General features: G+C 70.7%; 14 protein-coding genes. 5 read left to right on the plus strand and 9 right to left on the minus strand.

What is annotated here, in order from left to right:
• Window positions 1-70: 70 nt before the first annotated feature.
• The 6 genes from ACGFJ2_RS49250 to ACGFJ2_RS49275 all read right to left on the minus strand — a co-directional run bounded on the left by ACGFJ2_RS49250 (window position 71) and on the right by ACGFJ2_RS49275 (window position 9,500).
• Window positions 71-1,756 (minus strand): PucR family transcriptional regulator, encoded by a 1,686-nt coding sequence (locus ACGFJ2_RS49250; protein ID WP_393480448.1) that lies wholly within the window; start codon window positions 1,754-1,756, stop codon window positions 71-73.
• A 2-nt stretch (window positions 1,757-1,758) separates the two neighbouring features.
• The gene (locus ACGFJ2_RS49255) at window positions 1,759-3,069 is read right to left on the minus strand and encodes a serine hydrolase domain-containing protein (RefSeq protein ID WP_357957114.1); all 1,311 of its coding nucleotides are present in this window, start codon (window positions 3,067-3,069) and stop codon (window positions 1,759-1,761) included.
• A complete protein-coding gene (locus ACGFJ2_RS49260) occupies window positions 3,033-4,994 on the minus strand; it encodes a S9 family peptidase (protein ID WP_393480452.1) in 1,962 nt (653 codons plus the stop codon). Before ACGFJ2_RS49260 ends, ACGFJ2_RS49255 begins: the two co-directional genes overlap by 37 nt.
• A gap of 121 nt (window positions 4,995-5,115) precedes the next feature.
• Window positions 5,116-6,618, minus strand: a complete 1,503-nt coding sequence (locus ACGFJ2_RS49265; RefSeq protein ID WP_393480453.1) for a protein kinase — start codon at window positions 6,616-6,618, stop codon at window positions 5,116-5,118.
• A complete protein-coding gene (locus ACGFJ2_RS49270) occupies window positions 6,618-8,117 on the minus strand; it encodes a protein kinase (protein ID WP_393480456.1) in 1,500 nt (499 codons plus the stop codon). Before ACGFJ2_RS49270 ends, ACGFJ2_RS49265 begins: the two co-directional genes overlap by 1 nt.
• A gap of 99 nt (window positions 8,118-8,216) precedes the next feature.
• Entirely contained in the window at window positions 8,217-9,500 is a 1,284-nt protein-coding gene (locus ACGFJ2_RS49275; RefSeq protein ID WP_393480458.1) for a PP2C family protein-serine/threonine phosphatase, read from the minus strand.
• 310 nt (window positions 9,501-9,810) lie between these two features.
• Between ACGFJ2_RS49275 and tuf the strand changes: the two genes are divergently transcribed.
• From tuf to ACGFJ2_RS49290, 3 genes are all read left to right on the plus strand, one after another.
• Window positions 9,811-10,989 (plus strand): elongation factor Tu, encoded by a 1,179-nt coding sequence (gene tuf, locus ACGFJ2_RS49280; RefSeq protein WP_393480461.1) that lies wholly within the window; start codon window positions 9,811-9,813, stop codon window positions 10,987-10,989.
• A 219-nt stretch (window positions 10,990-11,208) separates the two neighbouring features.
• Window positions 11,209-11,334 carry a hypothetical protein gene (locus tag ACGFJ2_RS49285; protein ID WP_393480464.1) on the plus strand — a complete coding sequence of 42 codons (126 nt, stop codon included), beginning with the start codon at window positions 11,209-11,211 and terminating at the stop codon, window positions 11,332-11,334.
• Window positions 11,335-11,685: 351 nt separating this feature from the next.
• Window positions 11,686-11,913, plus strand: coding sequence for a hypothetical protein (locus tag ACGFJ2_RS49290; RefSeq protein WP_364009230.1), 228 nt, complete (start codon window positions 11,686-11,688; stop codon window positions 11,911-11,913).
• 223 nt (window positions 11,914-12,136) lie between these two features.
• Here the strand turns inward: ACGFJ2_RS49290 and ACGFJ2_RS49295 are convergent, their stop codons facing one another.
• A complete protein-coding gene (locus ACGFJ2_RS49295) occupies window positions 12,137-12,763 on the minus strand; it encodes a tyrosine-type recombinase/integrase (RefSeq protein ID WP_393480467.1) in 627 nt (208 codons plus the stop codon).
• On the opposite strand from ACGFJ2_RS49295, the gene ACGFJ2_RS49300 reads away from it, so the two are divergent.
• Together ACGFJ2_RS49300 and ACGFJ2_RS49305 are read left to right on the plus strand one after the other, a co-directional pair.
• On the plus strand, window positions 12,683-13,903 hold the full coding sequence (locus ACGFJ2_RS49300) for an FAD-dependent monooxygenase (RefSeq protein ID WP_393480470.1): 1,221 nt from the start codon (window positions 12,683-12,685) through the stop codon (window positions 13,901-13,903). The genes ACGFJ2_RS49295 and ACGFJ2_RS49300 overlap by 81 nt on opposite strands.
• A 56-nt stretch (window positions 13,904-13,959) precedes the next feature.
• Window positions 13,960-14,679: a TetR/AcrR family transcriptional regulator gene (locus tag ACGFJ2_RS49305; RefSeq protein ID WP_393480472.1), complete on the plus strand. Its 720-nt coding sequence runs from the start codon at window positions 13,960-13,962 to the stop codon at window positions 14,677-14,679.
• A gap of 429 nt (window positions 14,680-15,108) precedes the next feature.
• Here ACGFJ2_RS49305 and ACGFJ2_RS49310 read toward each other — a convergent pair whose 3' ends face one another.
• Window positions 15,109-15,366: a Tn3 family transposase gene (locus ACGFJ2_RS49310; protein ID WP_393480475.1), complete on the minus strand. Its 258-nt coding sequence runs from the start codon at window positions 15,364-15,366 to the stop codon at window positions 15,109-15,111.
• Complete coding sequence (locus ACGFJ2_RS49315) at window positions 15,363-15,641, minus strand: Tn3 family transposase (protein ID WP_393480478.1); 279 nt, start codon at window positions 15,639-15,641, stop codon at window positions 15,363-15,365. The genes ACGFJ2_RS49310 and ACGFJ2_RS49315 overlap by 4 nt, the downstream gene beginning before the upstream one ends.
• Window positions 15,642-15,763: the final 122 nt, after the last annotated feature.

A 15,763-nucleotide genomic window follows, 5' to 3' on the forward strand; every position in this document is an offset into this window, starting at 1 on the left:
ACCACCCTGGTCGCTGACCGTAGATCGTTCTTCGTGCGCTGTAACGAAAAGCGCGGCGGGCGTGGTGCTATCACCCGAAGATGCGCATCTGGAGCATGACGGTGAGCCGGGCGTCGGCGTCGGACAGGTCCAGCCCGCTGATCTCGGTGAGCCGCTTGAGCCGGTACCGGAAGGTGTTGGCGTGTACGTGGACCCTGGCCGAGGCGGCGTTGACGTCGCCGAACGCGTCCAGGTAGGCCCGCAGCGTGGCGACCAGGTCGCTGCCGTGCTCGGCGTCGTGGTCGAGCAGCCGCTGGTAGGGGCCGGTCGGCGCCTGGTCCTCCGCCGCCGCCACGTCGGCGACCTGGAGCAGCAGCGACTCGAAGTGCACGGCGGTGTAGCCGGCGACCTGGCCGGTCGCGCCGCGGGCGAGCAGCACGCGCAGCGCCCGGTCGGCGTCCGCGCGGGACCTGGCGACGTGGGCGAGGCTGGCGGCCAGGCGGCCGACGCCGACGCTGGCCGAGTGCCGCGGCCCCACCCTGGCCAGGAAGCTCTCCGCGACGCGTACGGCCCGCGCCTCCTCCTCACCGCCCGCCTGCAGCGGCAGCACGGCGTAGGTCACCGAGCCGACGAGCGCGGCGGCCGCCTTGGGGTGGATGGCGCCGACGTGCAGCGCGAGCGCGTCGGCGAAGCGCTGCCGGTCGCTCTCGGCGCGCGCCGGGTCGTCGTCGGCGGGGTGCGCGAGCTGCGCGGCGAGCACGCACAGCCGGGCGGTGGCGATGCCGAGCCGCGCGGCGGCCTCGGGCGCGTCGGCGCCGCCCGCGAGCACGGTGGACAGCAGGTCGCTGCGGAGCCGCCGCTGGGTGTCGGCGCCGGCCCGCTCGCGCAGCAGCTGCAGGGCGACGATCTTGGCCGCGTCGGCGAGCGCGCGCTGCCGCTGGGGCGTGAGCGGCTCGCGGACGGCGGCCCAGATGGAGCCGAGGATCTCGTCACCCGTCCGCACGGCGACGGCCGCCCGGTTGATGTCGTCGCCGTCGAGCTCGAAGTAGACGGGCTCGTGGCTCTGGTAGAGCAGCTTGAAGAAGCCGTTCTCATCGAGCATCCGCTGGTAGCGCTCGGGCACCTGGCGGCCGAGCACGGTGGCGATCCGGCCCTGGTCGGCCTCGTCCTGCCGTTCGGAGTAGGCCAGCACCCGCGCGGACCTGTCCTCGATCGTGACAGGCGCGTCGAGCAGCGCGCAGACCGCGTTGGCCAGCGAGAACAGGTCGCCCTGCGGCTCCTCCCCCGGCCCGGCCAGGTCGCCCTCCGCCAGCAGGGAGCGCAGCAGGGCGGCGACCTGGGCCCAGGAGGCGGCCCTGGTGAGTCCGAGCACGGCCACCCCGGTCTCCAGCACGGTCGCGCGCACCTGCTCGTCAGCGTCCACGGGCAGCTTGACCACCACGCCGGCCGCCGCCGGGGCCCGCGTGAGCAACGAGCAGATCTCCGCCGTGCCCTGCACGCCGACCGCCAGCAGGATGCCGCCCGGCGGGACGATCAGCTCGTCGAGCGGATCGAAGATGTGCACCCCGGTCACCTCGGCGTCGAGGTCGCCCGGCGAGGCGGCCACGTCGATCACGGTGCTGCCGAGGTCGTTCAGGATCCGTCCTAGGCTGGCGCGCGGGCGGTCGGTCATCCACTCACCGTAGTCCGGCCCGAAGCCGTTGTTCGGTCCGGAGCCGTTGTTCGGTCCGGAGCGAGTGAGCGGGCGGCCGTCCGCCCGCTCACCGTGGTCCGGCATGTTCAGCTGATCTTCGGAGTGGCGCGCGCTCCCAGGTGGATGTACGGCGAGCCGTCCTCGAGCCGGTAGAACACGGCGGACATCCAGTCCGGGTCCTCCTCCCGGCGGCAGACGAAGGTGACCTCGTCCACGGGGACGAGCTTCATCTCCATCGGCGGCTGGAGCGCGGCCAGAGCGCCGGTGGCCTCGCCGAGGATCCACAGCTCGCCGTCGCGGACGCTCAGCGTGGCGCGGAACCCGGCCCGCTCGTAGACGCCCACGTAGCCGTCGACGTCGACCTGGACGGGCGTCTCTGGCGGCCCGAGCCTGGGCGGCACGGACAGGCCGTCCAGCTCGGCGAACAGGTCGGTGGCCACGGCGTGCGTGAACGCGCCGCTGTGCCCGCCGTTGGCGGTGACGCACACGATCGTGCCGGTGTCCGGTACGGCCCAGAGCATGGCGTGCTGGCCGATGGTGTTGCCGCCGTGGGAGATGACCTGGTGACCGTCCCATTCGTCGAGGATCCAGCCGATGCCCCACTGCCTGCCCAGCGCGTACGGGTTGGGGATGTCGACCTGCGGCTCCCACATGGCGCGCGGGTCGTCCAGAAGGCCGCCTTCGAGGTGGGCGCGGGCGAACGCGACCACGTCGGCGGGCCGGGCGCAGATGAGCCCGGCGGGCCCGGCCGAGCGCATGAGGCCCCAGACGGGGGCGGTCGCGCCGTCGACGTGGCCCATGGCGGCGCGGAAGCGCAGCACGTCCTCCGGAAGGGTCCAGGTGTGGGTGAGGCCGAGCGGTTCGACGATCTGCTCGCGCAGCACGTCGTCCCAGCGCTTGCCCTCGAGCTTCTCCAGGATCCGGCCGGCGATGGTGAAGCCGGAGTTGCAGTAGGACTGGGTGGCGCCGAGCGGGTGGTTCTGGGCCAGGTCGGCGCAGGCCGCGACGTATTTCTCCACGCAGTCGTCGCCGCGCCCGGTGTCGAGGAAGAGGTCGCCGTCGATGCCGCTGGTGTGGGAGAGCAGGTGCCTGACCGTGACGGTCTTGGAGACCTCCGGATCCGCCACCCTGAATTCGGGCAGCACCTCGGCCACCGGCGTGTCGAGCGTCAGCCGGCCGCGCTCGATCTGCCGCATGAGCAGGGTCGCGGTCCACACCTTGGTGACGGAGCCGATCTGGAACAGCGAGTCGGGTGTCGCCTCGACACCGGTGTCCTTGTTGAGCGTCCCCGCCGCGAACTCGTGCACCTCACCCCGGTGCAGGTAGGCCAGCGCGGCCCCCGGAACCTCGTGCTCGGCGATCAGCTCGGCGAGCCGGTGACCCATTGCTCCAGCCACGTGATGATCCTCTCGTTGAAGTCGTACCGGTGTGAGGGGCGCCCGTTGAGAATGAACAGGTGCGAGGCGTCCGGATAGCGGACCAGCCGGACCGGCACCCCCTGCTCGCGCAGCGCGGCGAACCACTGCTCGGCCTGGCCGACCGGACAGCGGTCGTCGCTGTCGCCGTGCAGGAGCAGGGTGGGGGTGGTGACGCGGGCCACCTGGGCGATCGGTGACTGGGCCTGGAGGTCGCCCCGGCATTCGTACGCCTTGATGAGGGATCCGAGGTCGGACGTGCCCGCCATGCTGGCGAGGTCGCTGACGCAGCCGCCGGGGATGGCCGCCTTGAACCTGCCGGTCCTGGTCGACAGCCAGCACGCCATGTAGCCACCGTAGCTGTAACCGGCGACGGCCAGCCGATCAGGATCGGCGACGCCCTCCGCCACCAGGTCGTCCACGGCCGCGAGGAAGTCCTGCTCGTCGGCCAGCCCCCAGGCGCCGATGGTGGCGGTGAAGAAGTCCTCGCCGTACCCGTCGCTGGCGCGCGGGTTGACCAGCAGGATGGTCCAGCCGTCGGCGGCGAGCCGCTGGTGGTAGAGGTGGGCGCCGTCGAAGGCGGGCGACCACGCGTTGTGCGGGCCGCCGTGCACGTCGAGCAGCAGCGGGCCGGGGGTGGTACGGGTCTCGTCGCGCAGTACGAAGCCCTCGATGGTGGTGCCGTCGGGGGCGGTGAAGGTACGGGGGCGCGGGATGAAGAGGTCGACGTCCGGGAGGGCGTGGTGGGTGAGGGGCTCGCCGTCGAGATAGACGTCGCCGGCGCTGAGCGGGGAGGAGGCGACCCAGGCGACCCGGTCCGCGGCTACGGACACGCCGGACACCGTGAAGTCGTTGCCGACGATCTTCACGGCCTTCCCGGCCTCACCTGTCTCCTCTGCCTTCCCGGTTTCCCCGACCAGCGGCTCGCCCGGCAGGCGGTACAGGTGCGTGCGGCCTTGGTCGCGGGCGCAGAACAGCAGGTCGTCGCCCAGCAGCGCGGGGACGGCGCCGGGATAACCGGGGGCGCCGGTCATGACGTTACGGTCGAGCCCGGTCTCCACCTCGTCGAGGGTGTCAGGGCCGAGCGTGTACAGGCGGGTGTGGCCGATGGCCTCGCGCAACCCGGCCACCACCAGCCGGGCGCCCTGGCCCTGGCCGTCGCCGTCGCGGTCGGAGCCGGGGTCGGGAGTGCCGTCGCCGTCGGGGGCGGCGAGCCACCAGGCGCCGGTGCAGATGACGTCCGGCCCGGTGAGGCGCTCCGGTTTGCCCGGCGTCGGCCCGGTGGCGTCCACCTCGTACACCGCGCTCTCCACCACCAGGTCACGGTCGGGCGCCATGCTCGCCGCGAAGGCCAGCCGCCGCCCGTCCGGCGACCACGACGGCTCGCCCGCGTGGAACCCGCCTTCGGTCACCTGAACGGTGTCGCCCGTCGCCACCTCCACCACGAACAGCTGCGTGGTCAGGCCGCGCAGCAGCCCGGTGCCGTCGGCCTTGTACTCGAGGATGTCGGCCACGACCGGCGCGTGGGGGTCGAGGTCTCCGTACGGTCCGCTGTAGGCGATCCGGCTGCCGTCCGGTGACCACACGGGCGCACCGGCACCGAGCGGCGCCGAGGTGAGCGGGCGCGGCTCGCCGCCGTCCATCGGCAGCAGGTGGATCTGCGCGCGCCCGTCGACCGGACGCAGGAAGGCGAGCTGCCGGCCGTCGGGCGACCAGCGCGCCGCGCTCCCGGAGGCGAGCCGGCGCGGCTCTGATCCGGGGGCGGCGAGCCAGATCTCGGCCTGGTTCTGGTCGGAGTCGCGGTCGGCGGTGGTGAGCGTGTAGGCGACGGCGCCGCCATCGGGGCGCAGCCTCGGGTCGGATGGGACCGCGATGCGGTAGAGGTCGTCGAGGACGAGGCGTGGCATGACCGTACGGTAGGTCCGGCCGGGTCACGGCATCTTCGGCACATCCGACGAAGGCCACCGCTCCCGTTGTGCGAAACACCAACGACCGCGTGACGCGAACCACCGGCCCGGGGACTCTCGCCTAGGACAACCGCTCGCACACCGTGAACGACACGCTCTGCCTGTCCTTCGAGGGTGTCAGCAAGTGGAAGACGATCGTGTGCCGACCTGGCTCGAAGGCGCCGAAGGGGTTGCGCCGGTTCTTGGTCGTACCGGTCACCCAGTCCGTCTTCCATCCCTCGTCCTGGCCGTCCACGACCCAGCGGTAGCCGTACTCGATCTGCTTGCCCGACGGGCCCTTGAGCAAGGCGACGGGGAAGAGGCTGGGCGAGTAGCAGTTCGGTCCGGTCTGCTGCCCGTCCAGGGTCAGCGACGCCAGGCGTACGGTCCCCGCGGCCGCGGTCTTGGTCGGAGTTGTGGTTCTCCGCGGGGAGGTCGTGGGTTTGGGCGTGGGCTGCCTCGAGACGGAGCTGGTGGGCTTCGAGTCGCCGGTCCGGGTGGGGCGCGACTTCTTGACCGGCGGGCTGGGTGTCTTGTCGGTGCCCTGTTTCTTGGCCGACGGACTGGGGGGCGTGGTGGCCTGCTGTTCCGTGGCTGACGGGAGGGGCGCGGCCGTGGGCGTCGTCGTGTCGGGCAGCAACATGATCGCCCCGGCCACCAGCGCGCCGGACACCGCCAGTGCCCCGGCGCCCGCCAGCAGCGCCTTCCAGCGCGGGCTGCTCACGGGAGGACCCGCCGTACCGGCTCGACGGCCCGTCAGGTCGCCCGCCGTACCGCCTCGATGGCCCGTCAGGTGGCCTGCCGTACCGGTGGGCGGGGCGCCGATGAGCCGGAGCAGGACGTCCTGCATGGCGGGCCGGGCGGCGGGGTCCTTGGCCAGGCAGGACAGTACGATCGGGCGCAGCGGACCCGGCAGGTCCCCCAGATACGGCTCGTCGTGGAGGATGCGGCGGAACACCGCGGGCAGCGAGTCGTTGCCGAACGGCGGGCTTCCTGTCGCGGCGAACACGATCACCGACGCCCACGCGAAGACGTCCACCGCGGGACCGAGCGGGGCGCCCGCGAGCTGCTCGGGCGCCATGTAGGCAGGCGTGCCGACGATGCTGCTCGTCACCGTCAGCGAATGGCCGGCCGCGCGGGCGATCCCGAAGTCGATGACCCGCGGCCCGTCCCTGCCGAGCAGCACGTTGGCGGGCTTGAAATCGCGATGCACCACCCCGGCCCGGTGGATCGCCGCCAGCGCGGTCGCGGTCGCCACCGCGAGCCGCTGCAGGTTGGCGCCGACGTGGCGGCCCGCCTCCTGCAGCGAGGGCCCCTCGACGTACTCGGTCACGATGTACGGCCGGCCGCCCAGCGAGGCATCGAGCACCTGGGCGACGCAGAACGGCTCCACCCGGCGCGCCGCGTCGATCTCCTTGGCGAAGCGGTGATCACCGGCCAGGCCGTCCGCCAGCAGCTTGACCGCGACCGGCCGCCCGTCGGGACCCTGGCCGAGGTAGACCACCCCCTGACCGCCCGCGCCCAGACGCCCGGACAGCCGGTACGGCCCCACGACCTGGGGATCTTCTGGCAGCAGCGGGGTCATCAGTCGTCGCTCGGGCAGATGGTGAAGGAGAAGGCCTTCGACACCGCCTGGGGGGAGGTGAGGCGAAGGGTGACCCGGTGGGTGCCGTCCGTCTGCACGAGCGGGCCGATGACCGTCTGGGTGTGGGATTCGGCGATGACGCTCTCAGAGCGCGACACCACCCGCCCGTCCAGGACCCATTCGTAGCGGAAGTCGGTGGCCAGTTTGGTCCCCTCGACCAGGCCGGAGATGTTGCCATGGTTGTACACGCAGTCCGGGGAGTCGGCGTGACTGGGACCGATGACGCGCACCCACACGATCCGGAAGGAACCGCTGCCCGATGACGATTTCGACGACGAGGTCGTGGGTTTGGGGGCGGTCTTTGTTGGTTTCACGGTCTGTGTCGGTTTCACGGTCCGCGTCGGCTTCGGGGTCTGTTTCACGGTCGGCTTCGTCGTGTTCGCCGGGCTCTTGGTCTTCGGGTGCTGGCGCGTTTTCGTCTTCGCCGGGGTGGGCGTCCCGGTGGCGGTGAACGCCAGTGACTGCGTACTCGGCCCCGATTCCCGGAGATCCCAGACGCTCGTGGCGCCCCAGGCGACGGCGCCCGCGACTGCCAGCGCCCCCACGCCCGAGACGCCCGCGACGAGCGCCGTCCTGGTCCCGTGCCGCCGCCCGGGCACCGTGGCCGGACCGCGGCCGTCGGGACCGTCCAGACGCCCAGGACCGTCCGGGGGCCTGGGGGCGGCTCCGCCCAGGAGCTGCAGCAACACGTCCCGCATGGCCGGCCGGCGCGCCGGATCCTTGGCCAGGCACCCCAGCACGATCGCGCGCAACGGTTGCGGAAGATCGCCGAGCTGCGGCTCGTTGTGCAGGATCCGGTTGATCACCGCGGGCAGTGAATCCTCACCGAACGGAGGCGCCCCGGTTGCGGCGAACACGATCACCGACGCCCACGCGAACACGTCGACCGCCGGCCCGATCCCCTCGCCGGCGAGCTGCTCGGGCGCCATGTACGCGGGCGTCCCCACGATGCTGCTGGTAGCCGTCAGCCCCGACTCGACGGACCGGGCGATCCCGAAGTCGATCACCCGGGGGCCGCCCTGCCCGAGCAGCACGTTGGCGGGCTTGAAATCGCGATGAACGATGCCCGCCTGATGAATGGCCGCCAGCGCGGTCGCGGTCGCCACGGCGAGCCGCTGCAGGTCGGCGCCGACGTGGCGACCCGCCTGCTGGAGTGAAGGGCCCTCGACATACTCGGTCACGATGTACGGCCGAGCGCCCAGCGAGGCATCGAGCACCTGGGCGATGCAGAAGGGCTCCACCCGGCGCGCCGCGTCGATCTCCTTGGCGAAGCGCTCGTTGGCGAGTCCCTCGCGCAGCACTTTGACCGCGACCGGCCGGCCATCGGGCCCCTGGCCCAGATAGACCACCCCTTGACCGCCCGCGCCCAGACGCCCGAACAGCTGGTAGGGACCCATGGCAGTGGGGTCGCCCTCCCGGAGGGGTTCGACGTGCGCCATGGAGCTCCTGTGACAAGGGTAGGGATCTTCGGCACCATAGCGGGAAATGTCAGATCAAGTGAGCCAGTCGGGTAAACCGGATCTTCCGGGATGCGCCCTTTACAGGCGGACGACGAGCAGGGCGATGTCGTCGCGGGCGCCGCTGCTGACGTCCATGCCCGCCAGGAGGGCGTCGGCCAGGGGTCCTGGGTCGAGCCCACCGGATCGGGCGAGTACGTCGGTCAGCCGGGCCAAGCCGACGTCGATGTCCCGGTCGCGGCGTTCGATGAGACCGTCGGTGTACAGGACGAGGGTGTCGCCGGGTGCGTAGGACAGCTCGGCCTGGGGGCTGGTGACGTGTTCGGGGCGAGCGCCCAGCGGCGGATCGGTGGCCTGGTCCAGCAGCGTACAGGCGTTGCCCAGATGGCACAGGACGGGTGGCGGATGGCCGGCGCTGCTGTAGGTGATGCGGCGCCTCCTGGTGTCGATCACGGCCTTGACCGCCGTGGTGGCCAGCGCCCCTTCGAGCGAACGGGCGTACAAGCCGAGCACTTCCAGCGCCGGGGCCGGCTCCTTCACGGCGCGGATCGAGGCGCTGAGCGCGCTGCGCAGCATCCCCATGGAGGTGGCCGCTTCCAGGCCGTGCCCGACGACGTCACCGACCGCGACGGCGAAGCAGCCGTCCGGCAGGTCGACGACGTCGTACCAGTCGCCGCAGACGTTCAGCGTCTCCACCGCGGGCAGGTAGCGCACCTCGATCTCGGGGTGCAGGTCGAGGTCGGGGCAGCGCAGCATGGCCTCCTGCAAGGCGAGCGCGACGTGGTGTTCACGGGTGTGGGCCAGGCGGAGTTCCTCGTTCAGCCGCTGGAGTTCCTGTGCCCTGCCGTACAGTTCGGCCTCCATCTCGGCACGCCCCGGTGAGCGGCGGGTGGTGGGCCGCCGCGGGCCGAAGGAGCGGACGAACTCCGTCACGTCCTCGACCCGGTGGATGATCCACGACAGCGTCCCGTCCGGTGCCAGGACGGGGGTGTTGATCGGAGACCACCAGCGCTCCTCGAACGCTCCAGGACAGCCGGCGAGGGGAATGTCGTACTTCTGCAGCGCCATCGTGTCCGGCACCCGGTAGGCCAGCACCCGGTGCAGCGAGGCGCTCAGGTTCTTCACGCCGCTGGCGTGGGGATCCTCGGGGTTGTCGGGGAAAGCGGTGAAGATGTGCTTCCCGATCAGGTCCTCGGCGGTGCGGCCGGTCGCGCGCAGGTAGGCGCCGTTCACATCGACGATCATCAGATCCGGGTCCAGCACCAGGCATGGGGCCGGCGTCACGGCGAACAGCGCCGCGTAGTCGACCCGCGGTGTGGCCGGCCTTCGCGTGCCCGGCCGGCGAGAGCTGGTGAGCCTGCTCACGCCACCCACTCTATGAGGTGTTTTACCTGGTCACCACAGGTGAGGCCGCCTTACGGCATACCGCCCTGCCGCCTCCCGGGAATATTGCGTTGCGTGGCGGTGCTGAGCGCCTCACTATGGTCCTCATGTTCAGGCACGATCACCTCGCGACGCCCGCCAACGCGGGCGCGTTCGAGCGTGCCTGCGACGGCCTGGAGCGCTGACCTCTTCCCGTAAGTCTTTTTCCCGGATGTCTCTGAAGTGACCCGGCGGGGGGAGGTAGTCGGCCCGTGCGGGTCACAGCACATCCAGGACTCAAGAGGAAAGAATCATGGCCAAGCAGGCCTATATCCGTAACAAGCCGCATCTCAACATCGGCACGATGGGCCACGTCGACCACGGCAAGACCACGCTGACCGCCGCGATCACCAAGGTGCTCGCGCAGCGGGGCCAGGCGACGTACACGCCGTTCGAGCGGATCGACCGCACGCCCGAGGAGGCCGTGCGCGGCATCACGATCAACATCTCGCACGTCGAGTACGAGACCGACACCAGGCACTACGCCCACGTGGACATGCCGGGCCACGCCGACTACGTGAAGAACATGATCACGGGGGCGGCGCAGCTCGACGGCGCGATCCTCGTCGTGTCCGCGCAGGACGGCATCATGCCGCAGACCAGGGAGCACGTGCTGCTCGCCCGGCGGGTCGGCGTCGAGCAACTAGTCGTCGCGGTCAACAAGGCCGACGGCGCCGACCCGGAGCTGACCGACCTGGTCGAACTGGAGCTGCACGACCTGCTCGCCGAGCACGGCTACCGGGACGTCCCGATGGTCCGGGTCTCCGGGCTGCGGGCGCTGGAAGGCGACCCCGAGTGGACGGCGTCCATCGGCGCGCTGCTCCAGGCGGTCGACGACCACATCCCGGTGCCGGTCCGGTACGTGGACGCGCCGTTCCTGATGCCGGTGGAGAACGTGCTCACGGTCACCGGCCGGGGCACGGTCGTCACGGGCGCCATCGAGCGTGGCGCGGTCCGGGTGGGCGACTCGGTGGGCGTCGTCGGGTTCGAGTCCGGTTCCGACGCCGGCTTCACCGCCGTAGTGACCGGGGTGGAGACGTTCGGGAAGACGATGGAGCGGGGTGAGGCGGGTGACAACGCCGCCGTGCTGCTGCGCGGTGTCCGCCGCGACCAGGTGCGGCGGGGCATGGTCCTGGCCGCGCCCGGCAGCCAGCGGGCCCGCCGGTCGTTCACCGCCCGGATCTACCTCCTCACGCCGGAGGAGGGCGGACGGCGCCGACCGATCGCGTCCGGCTACCGGCCGCAGTTCTACCTGCGCACCACCGACGTACCCGGCCGGCTCCTCCTGGACGACCCCGCCCAGCCGGGCGACACGGTCGAGGTACGGGTCGAGCTGGGCAAGGCCGTCGCACTGGAGCCGGGCCTCGGCTTCGCGATCCGCGAGGGCGGCCTGACGGTCGGCGCGGGCACGGTACTCGACGTACCTGCTTGACGACGGTCGCGAGCACGGTCCACGCAGTCGGGGCGGGCACGGTCACCGTGCCCCGCCCCGACGACTGTGCTGATCTCGACGAAGGTCCGCACTCGGGGGCAGACGGCGGCAGCAACTCGGCGTTCGCCTTCGGGGTGTCCTCCCGGGCACACACAGAAGGGGGTGAACAATTCCGGGTGCCCCACAACTGCGTCCCGCCCAGCCTGGACCGCGGCCTCGATGATCATCTGCTCGTACCGCCGCCGAGTGGTGCCGGAACCCGCTGCGGCCACGTCGACGGGATCGCCGGCGGCCGGCTTCGTCATCGGCACCACCACGGCCTGGCAGCAGGTCGCGGTCCACTGAGCAGCTCGTCCGCCGGAGGAGACGTGACGACTTCGGTCTGCGGTTCTTTCGTCGCGAGCGGCCGTTGGGAGGTCGTCCGCCGGTCCACCCCTCACCGTTCCCGCTCTCCTGGAGGCGCACTGCTCGGCGCGGATCGCCCTGTCCGACGGCCGCGGCCGATCGATCTCCTACCAGGCTGTTGCTGCTGACGAGCGGCACGACTGGCCGCCCGGAACTCGTGACGCTCAGCCACGAGAACGTCATCTCCGGTGCGGCGGCCTCCGCATTCGCCTAGGCCCTGGGCCCGGCGGACGTCCGGCTGAACGTCATGCCGCGGGACTGCGACTGCCCGTCCACGGCCGGGTCAAAGAGATGATCAATTGCGGGGGCGAGAAGATCGCCCCGTTCGAGGTCGAGGAGGTGCTGCGCACGCATCCCGGGGTCGAGGACGTGGTCGTCTTCGGCGTTCCCGACTCGACATACGGAGATGCGGTCGCCTGCCTGGTGGTTCCGCGCGCTTCGGCACGTTGTCTCTGCTTGGTTTCTGTGTTGCGAATGGCTCGACGGCCTTGTAACCATGGAGTCTGGGCTTTGCGCTGAGCGGTGTTGTGTTTCTCCTGTCATCGCTCGTGATCCTGACGTTCTTCTCGTCCCGTGGCTGGCGGTCCTGGGACGTTGAGCACCGGCCCTTGATCCCCGAGGGAATGCCCGTGCTCATCGACGACGATCTCCGCTTTGAAGACGGGCCTGCGGAACCGCGGCCGGCGGCGGTGGTGAATCGGCCCGGAACTCCCATAGCTCCGGCAAGCCGCCACTCAGTTGATCAGCGGGTACGGCGACGCGGTGCCAGGACCTCGGTGACCTTGGCGACGGCTTCGGCGCCGGGTTTGACATAGCGCATGGCGGTGCGGGGGTTCTTGTGGCGGGTCTTGCCCATGATGAGCTGCAGCGGCACTTCGGCGTCGCCGAGGTGGGTGGCGGCGCTGTGGCGCAGCTGGTGCAGATCGAGTCCGGCGTACTTCTCCAGCAGGACGCGGGCGCGGTCATAGCCGAGGCGGGCGCGGCCGGTGTGCGGACAGATGTCGACGGCGGAGGGCCGGCGAGCGGGAACAGGGCGTCGTTCGGGCAGGAACAGCGGACCGTGCGTGCGCGTGCTGCCGTCCGGGAGGCGGAGTAGCCGGGGGAGCAGGTGGGCTGTGCCGCTGTCCCAGTACACCCATTCGATGGCGCCGCCCTTGGAGCGGACGGGGGCGCGGCGGTGCTCCAGGTCGAGATCCTCGACGTGGTGCGCTCCGACGTACTGACCAAAAGAACCGATATGGTCAGTACGTCGGCTAACATGATCTGGAAGCCTACAAAGGGAGTCGTCATGACCAACCACGGCAAAGCCGGCCGGGCGCTGGTGGTCGGGCTGGGGATCGCCGGCATCGCGACCGCATTGCGGCTGCACCAGATCGGCTGGGAGCCGGTAGTAGTGGAACGGGCGCCCGCCCGCCGCGCCGGCGGATACTTCATCGCGCTGTTCGGGTCCGGCATCGCCTCGGCCCGGCGGCTGGGCGTGCTGGAGGCCATCGGCGACCGCAGCGGTCCCCATGTCACCAGCTACGAGGTGGACCGCGCGGGGCACCGCCGTCCCGGCATGAACCCCTTCGCCATGGCCGCTGGCCCCCGGCCGCTGCTGCGCGGCGATGTGGAGCGAGGTTTGTTCACAGCGCTGCCGGACGATGTGGAGATCCGCTACTCCACCGTACCCACCCACATCACCCAGGACGACGCCGCAGCCGAGGTGACGCTGCACGACATCGCCTCCGACACCACCGTGACCGAGCGCTTCGACCTGGTGATCGGCACCGATGGCATGCGCTCGACGGTGCGCAGGCTCGTCTTCGGCCCCGAGGAGGAGTACCTGCACCCGCTGAACTACATGGTCGGCGCCACCGTGCTGGACGGCCCGGTCGACGGCTTCGGCCTGCACGAGGGCCTGGTCCTGGCCGAGCCGGGCCGCTCGGTGTGGGCCTTCCCGTTCGCCGATCACGCCCCAAGCCTGCTGTTCTCCTACCGTACCGGCGACATCGACGCCGAATTCCGCCGCCCGCCGATCGAGTCCATCCGCGCCGCCTATGGCCCCGAACCCACCGGCCCCCTGCTGGAAGGGCTGCTGACGCGTTACGAGCAGGCAGCCGACGCGCTATTCGACGCGGTACAGCAGGTCAAGATGCCCCTCTGGCACCGTGGCCGTGTCGTCCTGATCGGCGACTCCGCCTGGTGCGTCACTCTGTACGCGGGCATGGGCGCCTCCAGCGGCATGGCCGGCGGCGAACTGCTGGGCACCATGCTCCAACGCCACCCCGGAGACCTGCCCGCGGCGTTGCGAGCCTGGGAGGAACGGATGAGGCCGTTCATCCACCTGCAGCAGGAAAGCGCCTTGCCCGGACGGCGTATCTTCACCCCGCATGATCGTAAGGAGCAGCTCCTGAGAGCTGGGATGATGCGCCTGATGCGGATGCCGGGCGTCGGCAAGGCCATGGGCAGGAGAATGTTCAACAACAAGGACATGCGGGCCAAGAACCTCGACGTCGCCGCCCTCTGATCGGTCCCGCACATACTGCACCGGAAACTCGACAGCACGAAACGGAGGACAGCACGGTGAGCCAGCTGATCGAACACCACTCGCACAAAGCCGCCCGCATTCTGGACAGCGCCCGCGAGCTGGTGACCGATCACGGCGTGCGCAAGGTCACCGTCAGCGAGATCGCCGCGGCGGCGGGGGTCGGCAAGGGCACCGTCTACCTGTACTGGCCCACCAAAGAAGACCTCATCCTTGGCCTGTTCGCCCGCGAACTGCTGGCCTTCCTGGAGGCGATCATCGCCCGCATCACCGCCGACCCCACCGCCGTACAACCGCGCCACCTGGCCCCGCTACTGATCCGCACCGGGCTTCGCTCCCCACTGGCACGCCGCCTCACCACCAAGGACGCCGACCTGCTGCGGCTGCTCATCGAGCAGGCCGGCGACCGCGATCTGTTCGAGCGCACTCAGCCCAGCGCGATGTGCCAGGCGGTCATGCCGATCCTGCGCCGGCATGGACTGCTCCGCCAGGACCGCCCACTGGCCGACCAGTCCTACGCCATGCACGCCGTGCTCATCGGCTTCAACACCACCATGTCCGACTCCGGGTCCGCCCCGCCCAGCGCCGGCGACCCCGGCGAAGTCCTCGCCGACACCGTGGCCCTGCTCCTCGAACCCGCGGTCGCACCCGCCGACCAAGCCGTCACCGCCGCTGCCGACGACACCACCGCCGCCTTCCGCCAGATCAGGAACGCCGTCCTGGACATCATCGACCGCAGCCAGACCCTCCAGCGATAAACCCGGCAGGCAAGGCCGACCACATTAGGGAAACCACGACGTCATCAGCCGCGGCGGCAACGAGGCGCTGTATCGGGGGCGACCGCGACAGCGTCGCCCGCATCCTCGTCGACCTGCAGGACTACCTGAAGATCTGCTGCTGACCGACATCGCGGAAGCGGGCTCGGCCGGTGGAGGCGGGCAAGCCGTGAAAGGGCGCAGCCCCGGAGCCGGCGCCTGCACGGGTGAAGGCGTAGCGGCGCAGGAAACATGAGGTGGTGCCAGAACCACTGCACAGTCCCGCCGCAGGTCCCGCGCACGCCGCGGTGAGTCCCACTGCGGATCTCGCAGAACGGCCTGTAGGAGCTGGGTGTTAATGAACACCAGCGAGGACTGCAGCAGGTGCAAGGTGGGCATGGACACCTCGGCGTGCTCACGGTCGGGCCCCGGTCAGAACGCCCTCGCGGCCGTAGAAGATCTTGTCGTTGGCGCTGTTCCAATTCTCCACGACCGGCAACCCGCTGTTGATCTCCGGCGCAGCTGCTCATCGGCGAGATAGTCGCAGGCGAAGATCGTGCGCACGACCCGGCCGAGCTCTTCCAGCGCCAGGCAGACCGGATGCTTGGGACCGTTGCCCTTCGTGAAACGGCGCAGCACCTGCTCGGTTTCCGCCGTGCGCAGTTGCAGCGCCGTCCCGTACTTGATCATCTGGTCATCATCGCGGGCGATGGGTCCCAGTCGATCGGCCGTTTCTTGGGGATCTTGTCCATCTTTGGCCACGCGGCCGGAGCGGCTTCGGGCCTGTACAACTCGATCGCGCCGATGTTCTTCATCCGGGGCAGCAGCTTGCAGCCCAGCAGTTCGGTGAAGGCGAACCCGACGGTGGTGGCGCCGTGGGTGTCGGTGTGGTTCGCCTCGATCTCGGCGTTGGTGCGGTGCGCAGCAGGCCCTCGATCATCGCCGCGACCTCGGAGGAGGAACACGACTTCAGTTGCGGGTAGCTGCACAACCGGCCCTTGTCGACGGTCGGGTAGCCGGGGCCCATTGCTGGAACCCCGGCCCCCTCAGAACCGGGCGAGCGGCTTGCACCGCACCACGGCTCAAG

The organism is Nonomuraea sp. NPDC049028 (assembly GCF_043197735.1).
Lineage (GTDB): Bacteria > Actinomycetota > Actinomycetes > Streptosporangiales > Streptosporangiaceae > Nonomuraea.

What these genes read in the sequence shown, in the direction of transcription:
- ACGFJ2_RS49290 (WP_364009230.1), top strand. Translation starts at nt 11,686, where the DNA reads ATGATCAATTGCGGGGGCGAGAAGATCGCCCCGTTCGAGGTCGAGGAG.
- ACGFJ2_RS49300 (WP_393480470.1), top strand. Translation starts at nt 12,683, where the DNA reads ATGACCAACCACGGCAAAGCCGGCCGGGCGCTGGTGGTCGGGCTGGGG.
- ACGFJ2_RS49270 (WP_393480456.1), bottom strand. Translation starts at nt 8,117, where the DNA reads ATGGCGCACGTCGAACCCCTCCGGGAGGGCGACCCCACTGCCATGGGT.
- ACGFJ2_RS49250 (WP_393480448.1), bottom strand. Translation starts at nt 1,756, where the DNA reads ATGCCGGACCACGGTGAGCGGGCGGACGGCCGCCCGCTCACTCGCTCC.
- ACGFJ2_RS49285 (WP_393480464.1), top strand. Translation starts at nt 11,209, where the DNA reads ATGATCATCTGCTCGTACCGCCGCCGAGTGGTGCCGGAACCCGCTGCG.
- tuf (WP_393480461.1), top strand. Translation starts at nt 9,811, where the DNA reads ATGGCCAAGCAGGCCTATATCCGTAACAAGCCGCATCTCAACATCGGC.
- ACGFJ2_RS49310 (WP_393480475.1), bottom strand. Translation starts at nt 15,366, where the DNA reads ATGATCAAGTACGGGACGGCGCTGCAACTGCGCACGGCGGAAACCGAG.
- ACGFJ2_RS49265 (WP_393480453.1), bottom strand. Translation starts at nt 6,618, where the DNA reads ATGACCCCGCTGCTGCCAGAAGATCCCCAGGTCGTGGGGCCGTACCGG.
- ACGFJ2_RS49260 (WP_393480452.1), bottom strand. Translation starts at nt 4,994, where the DNA reads ATGCCACGCCTCGTCCTCGACGACCTCTACCGCATCGCGGTCCCATCC.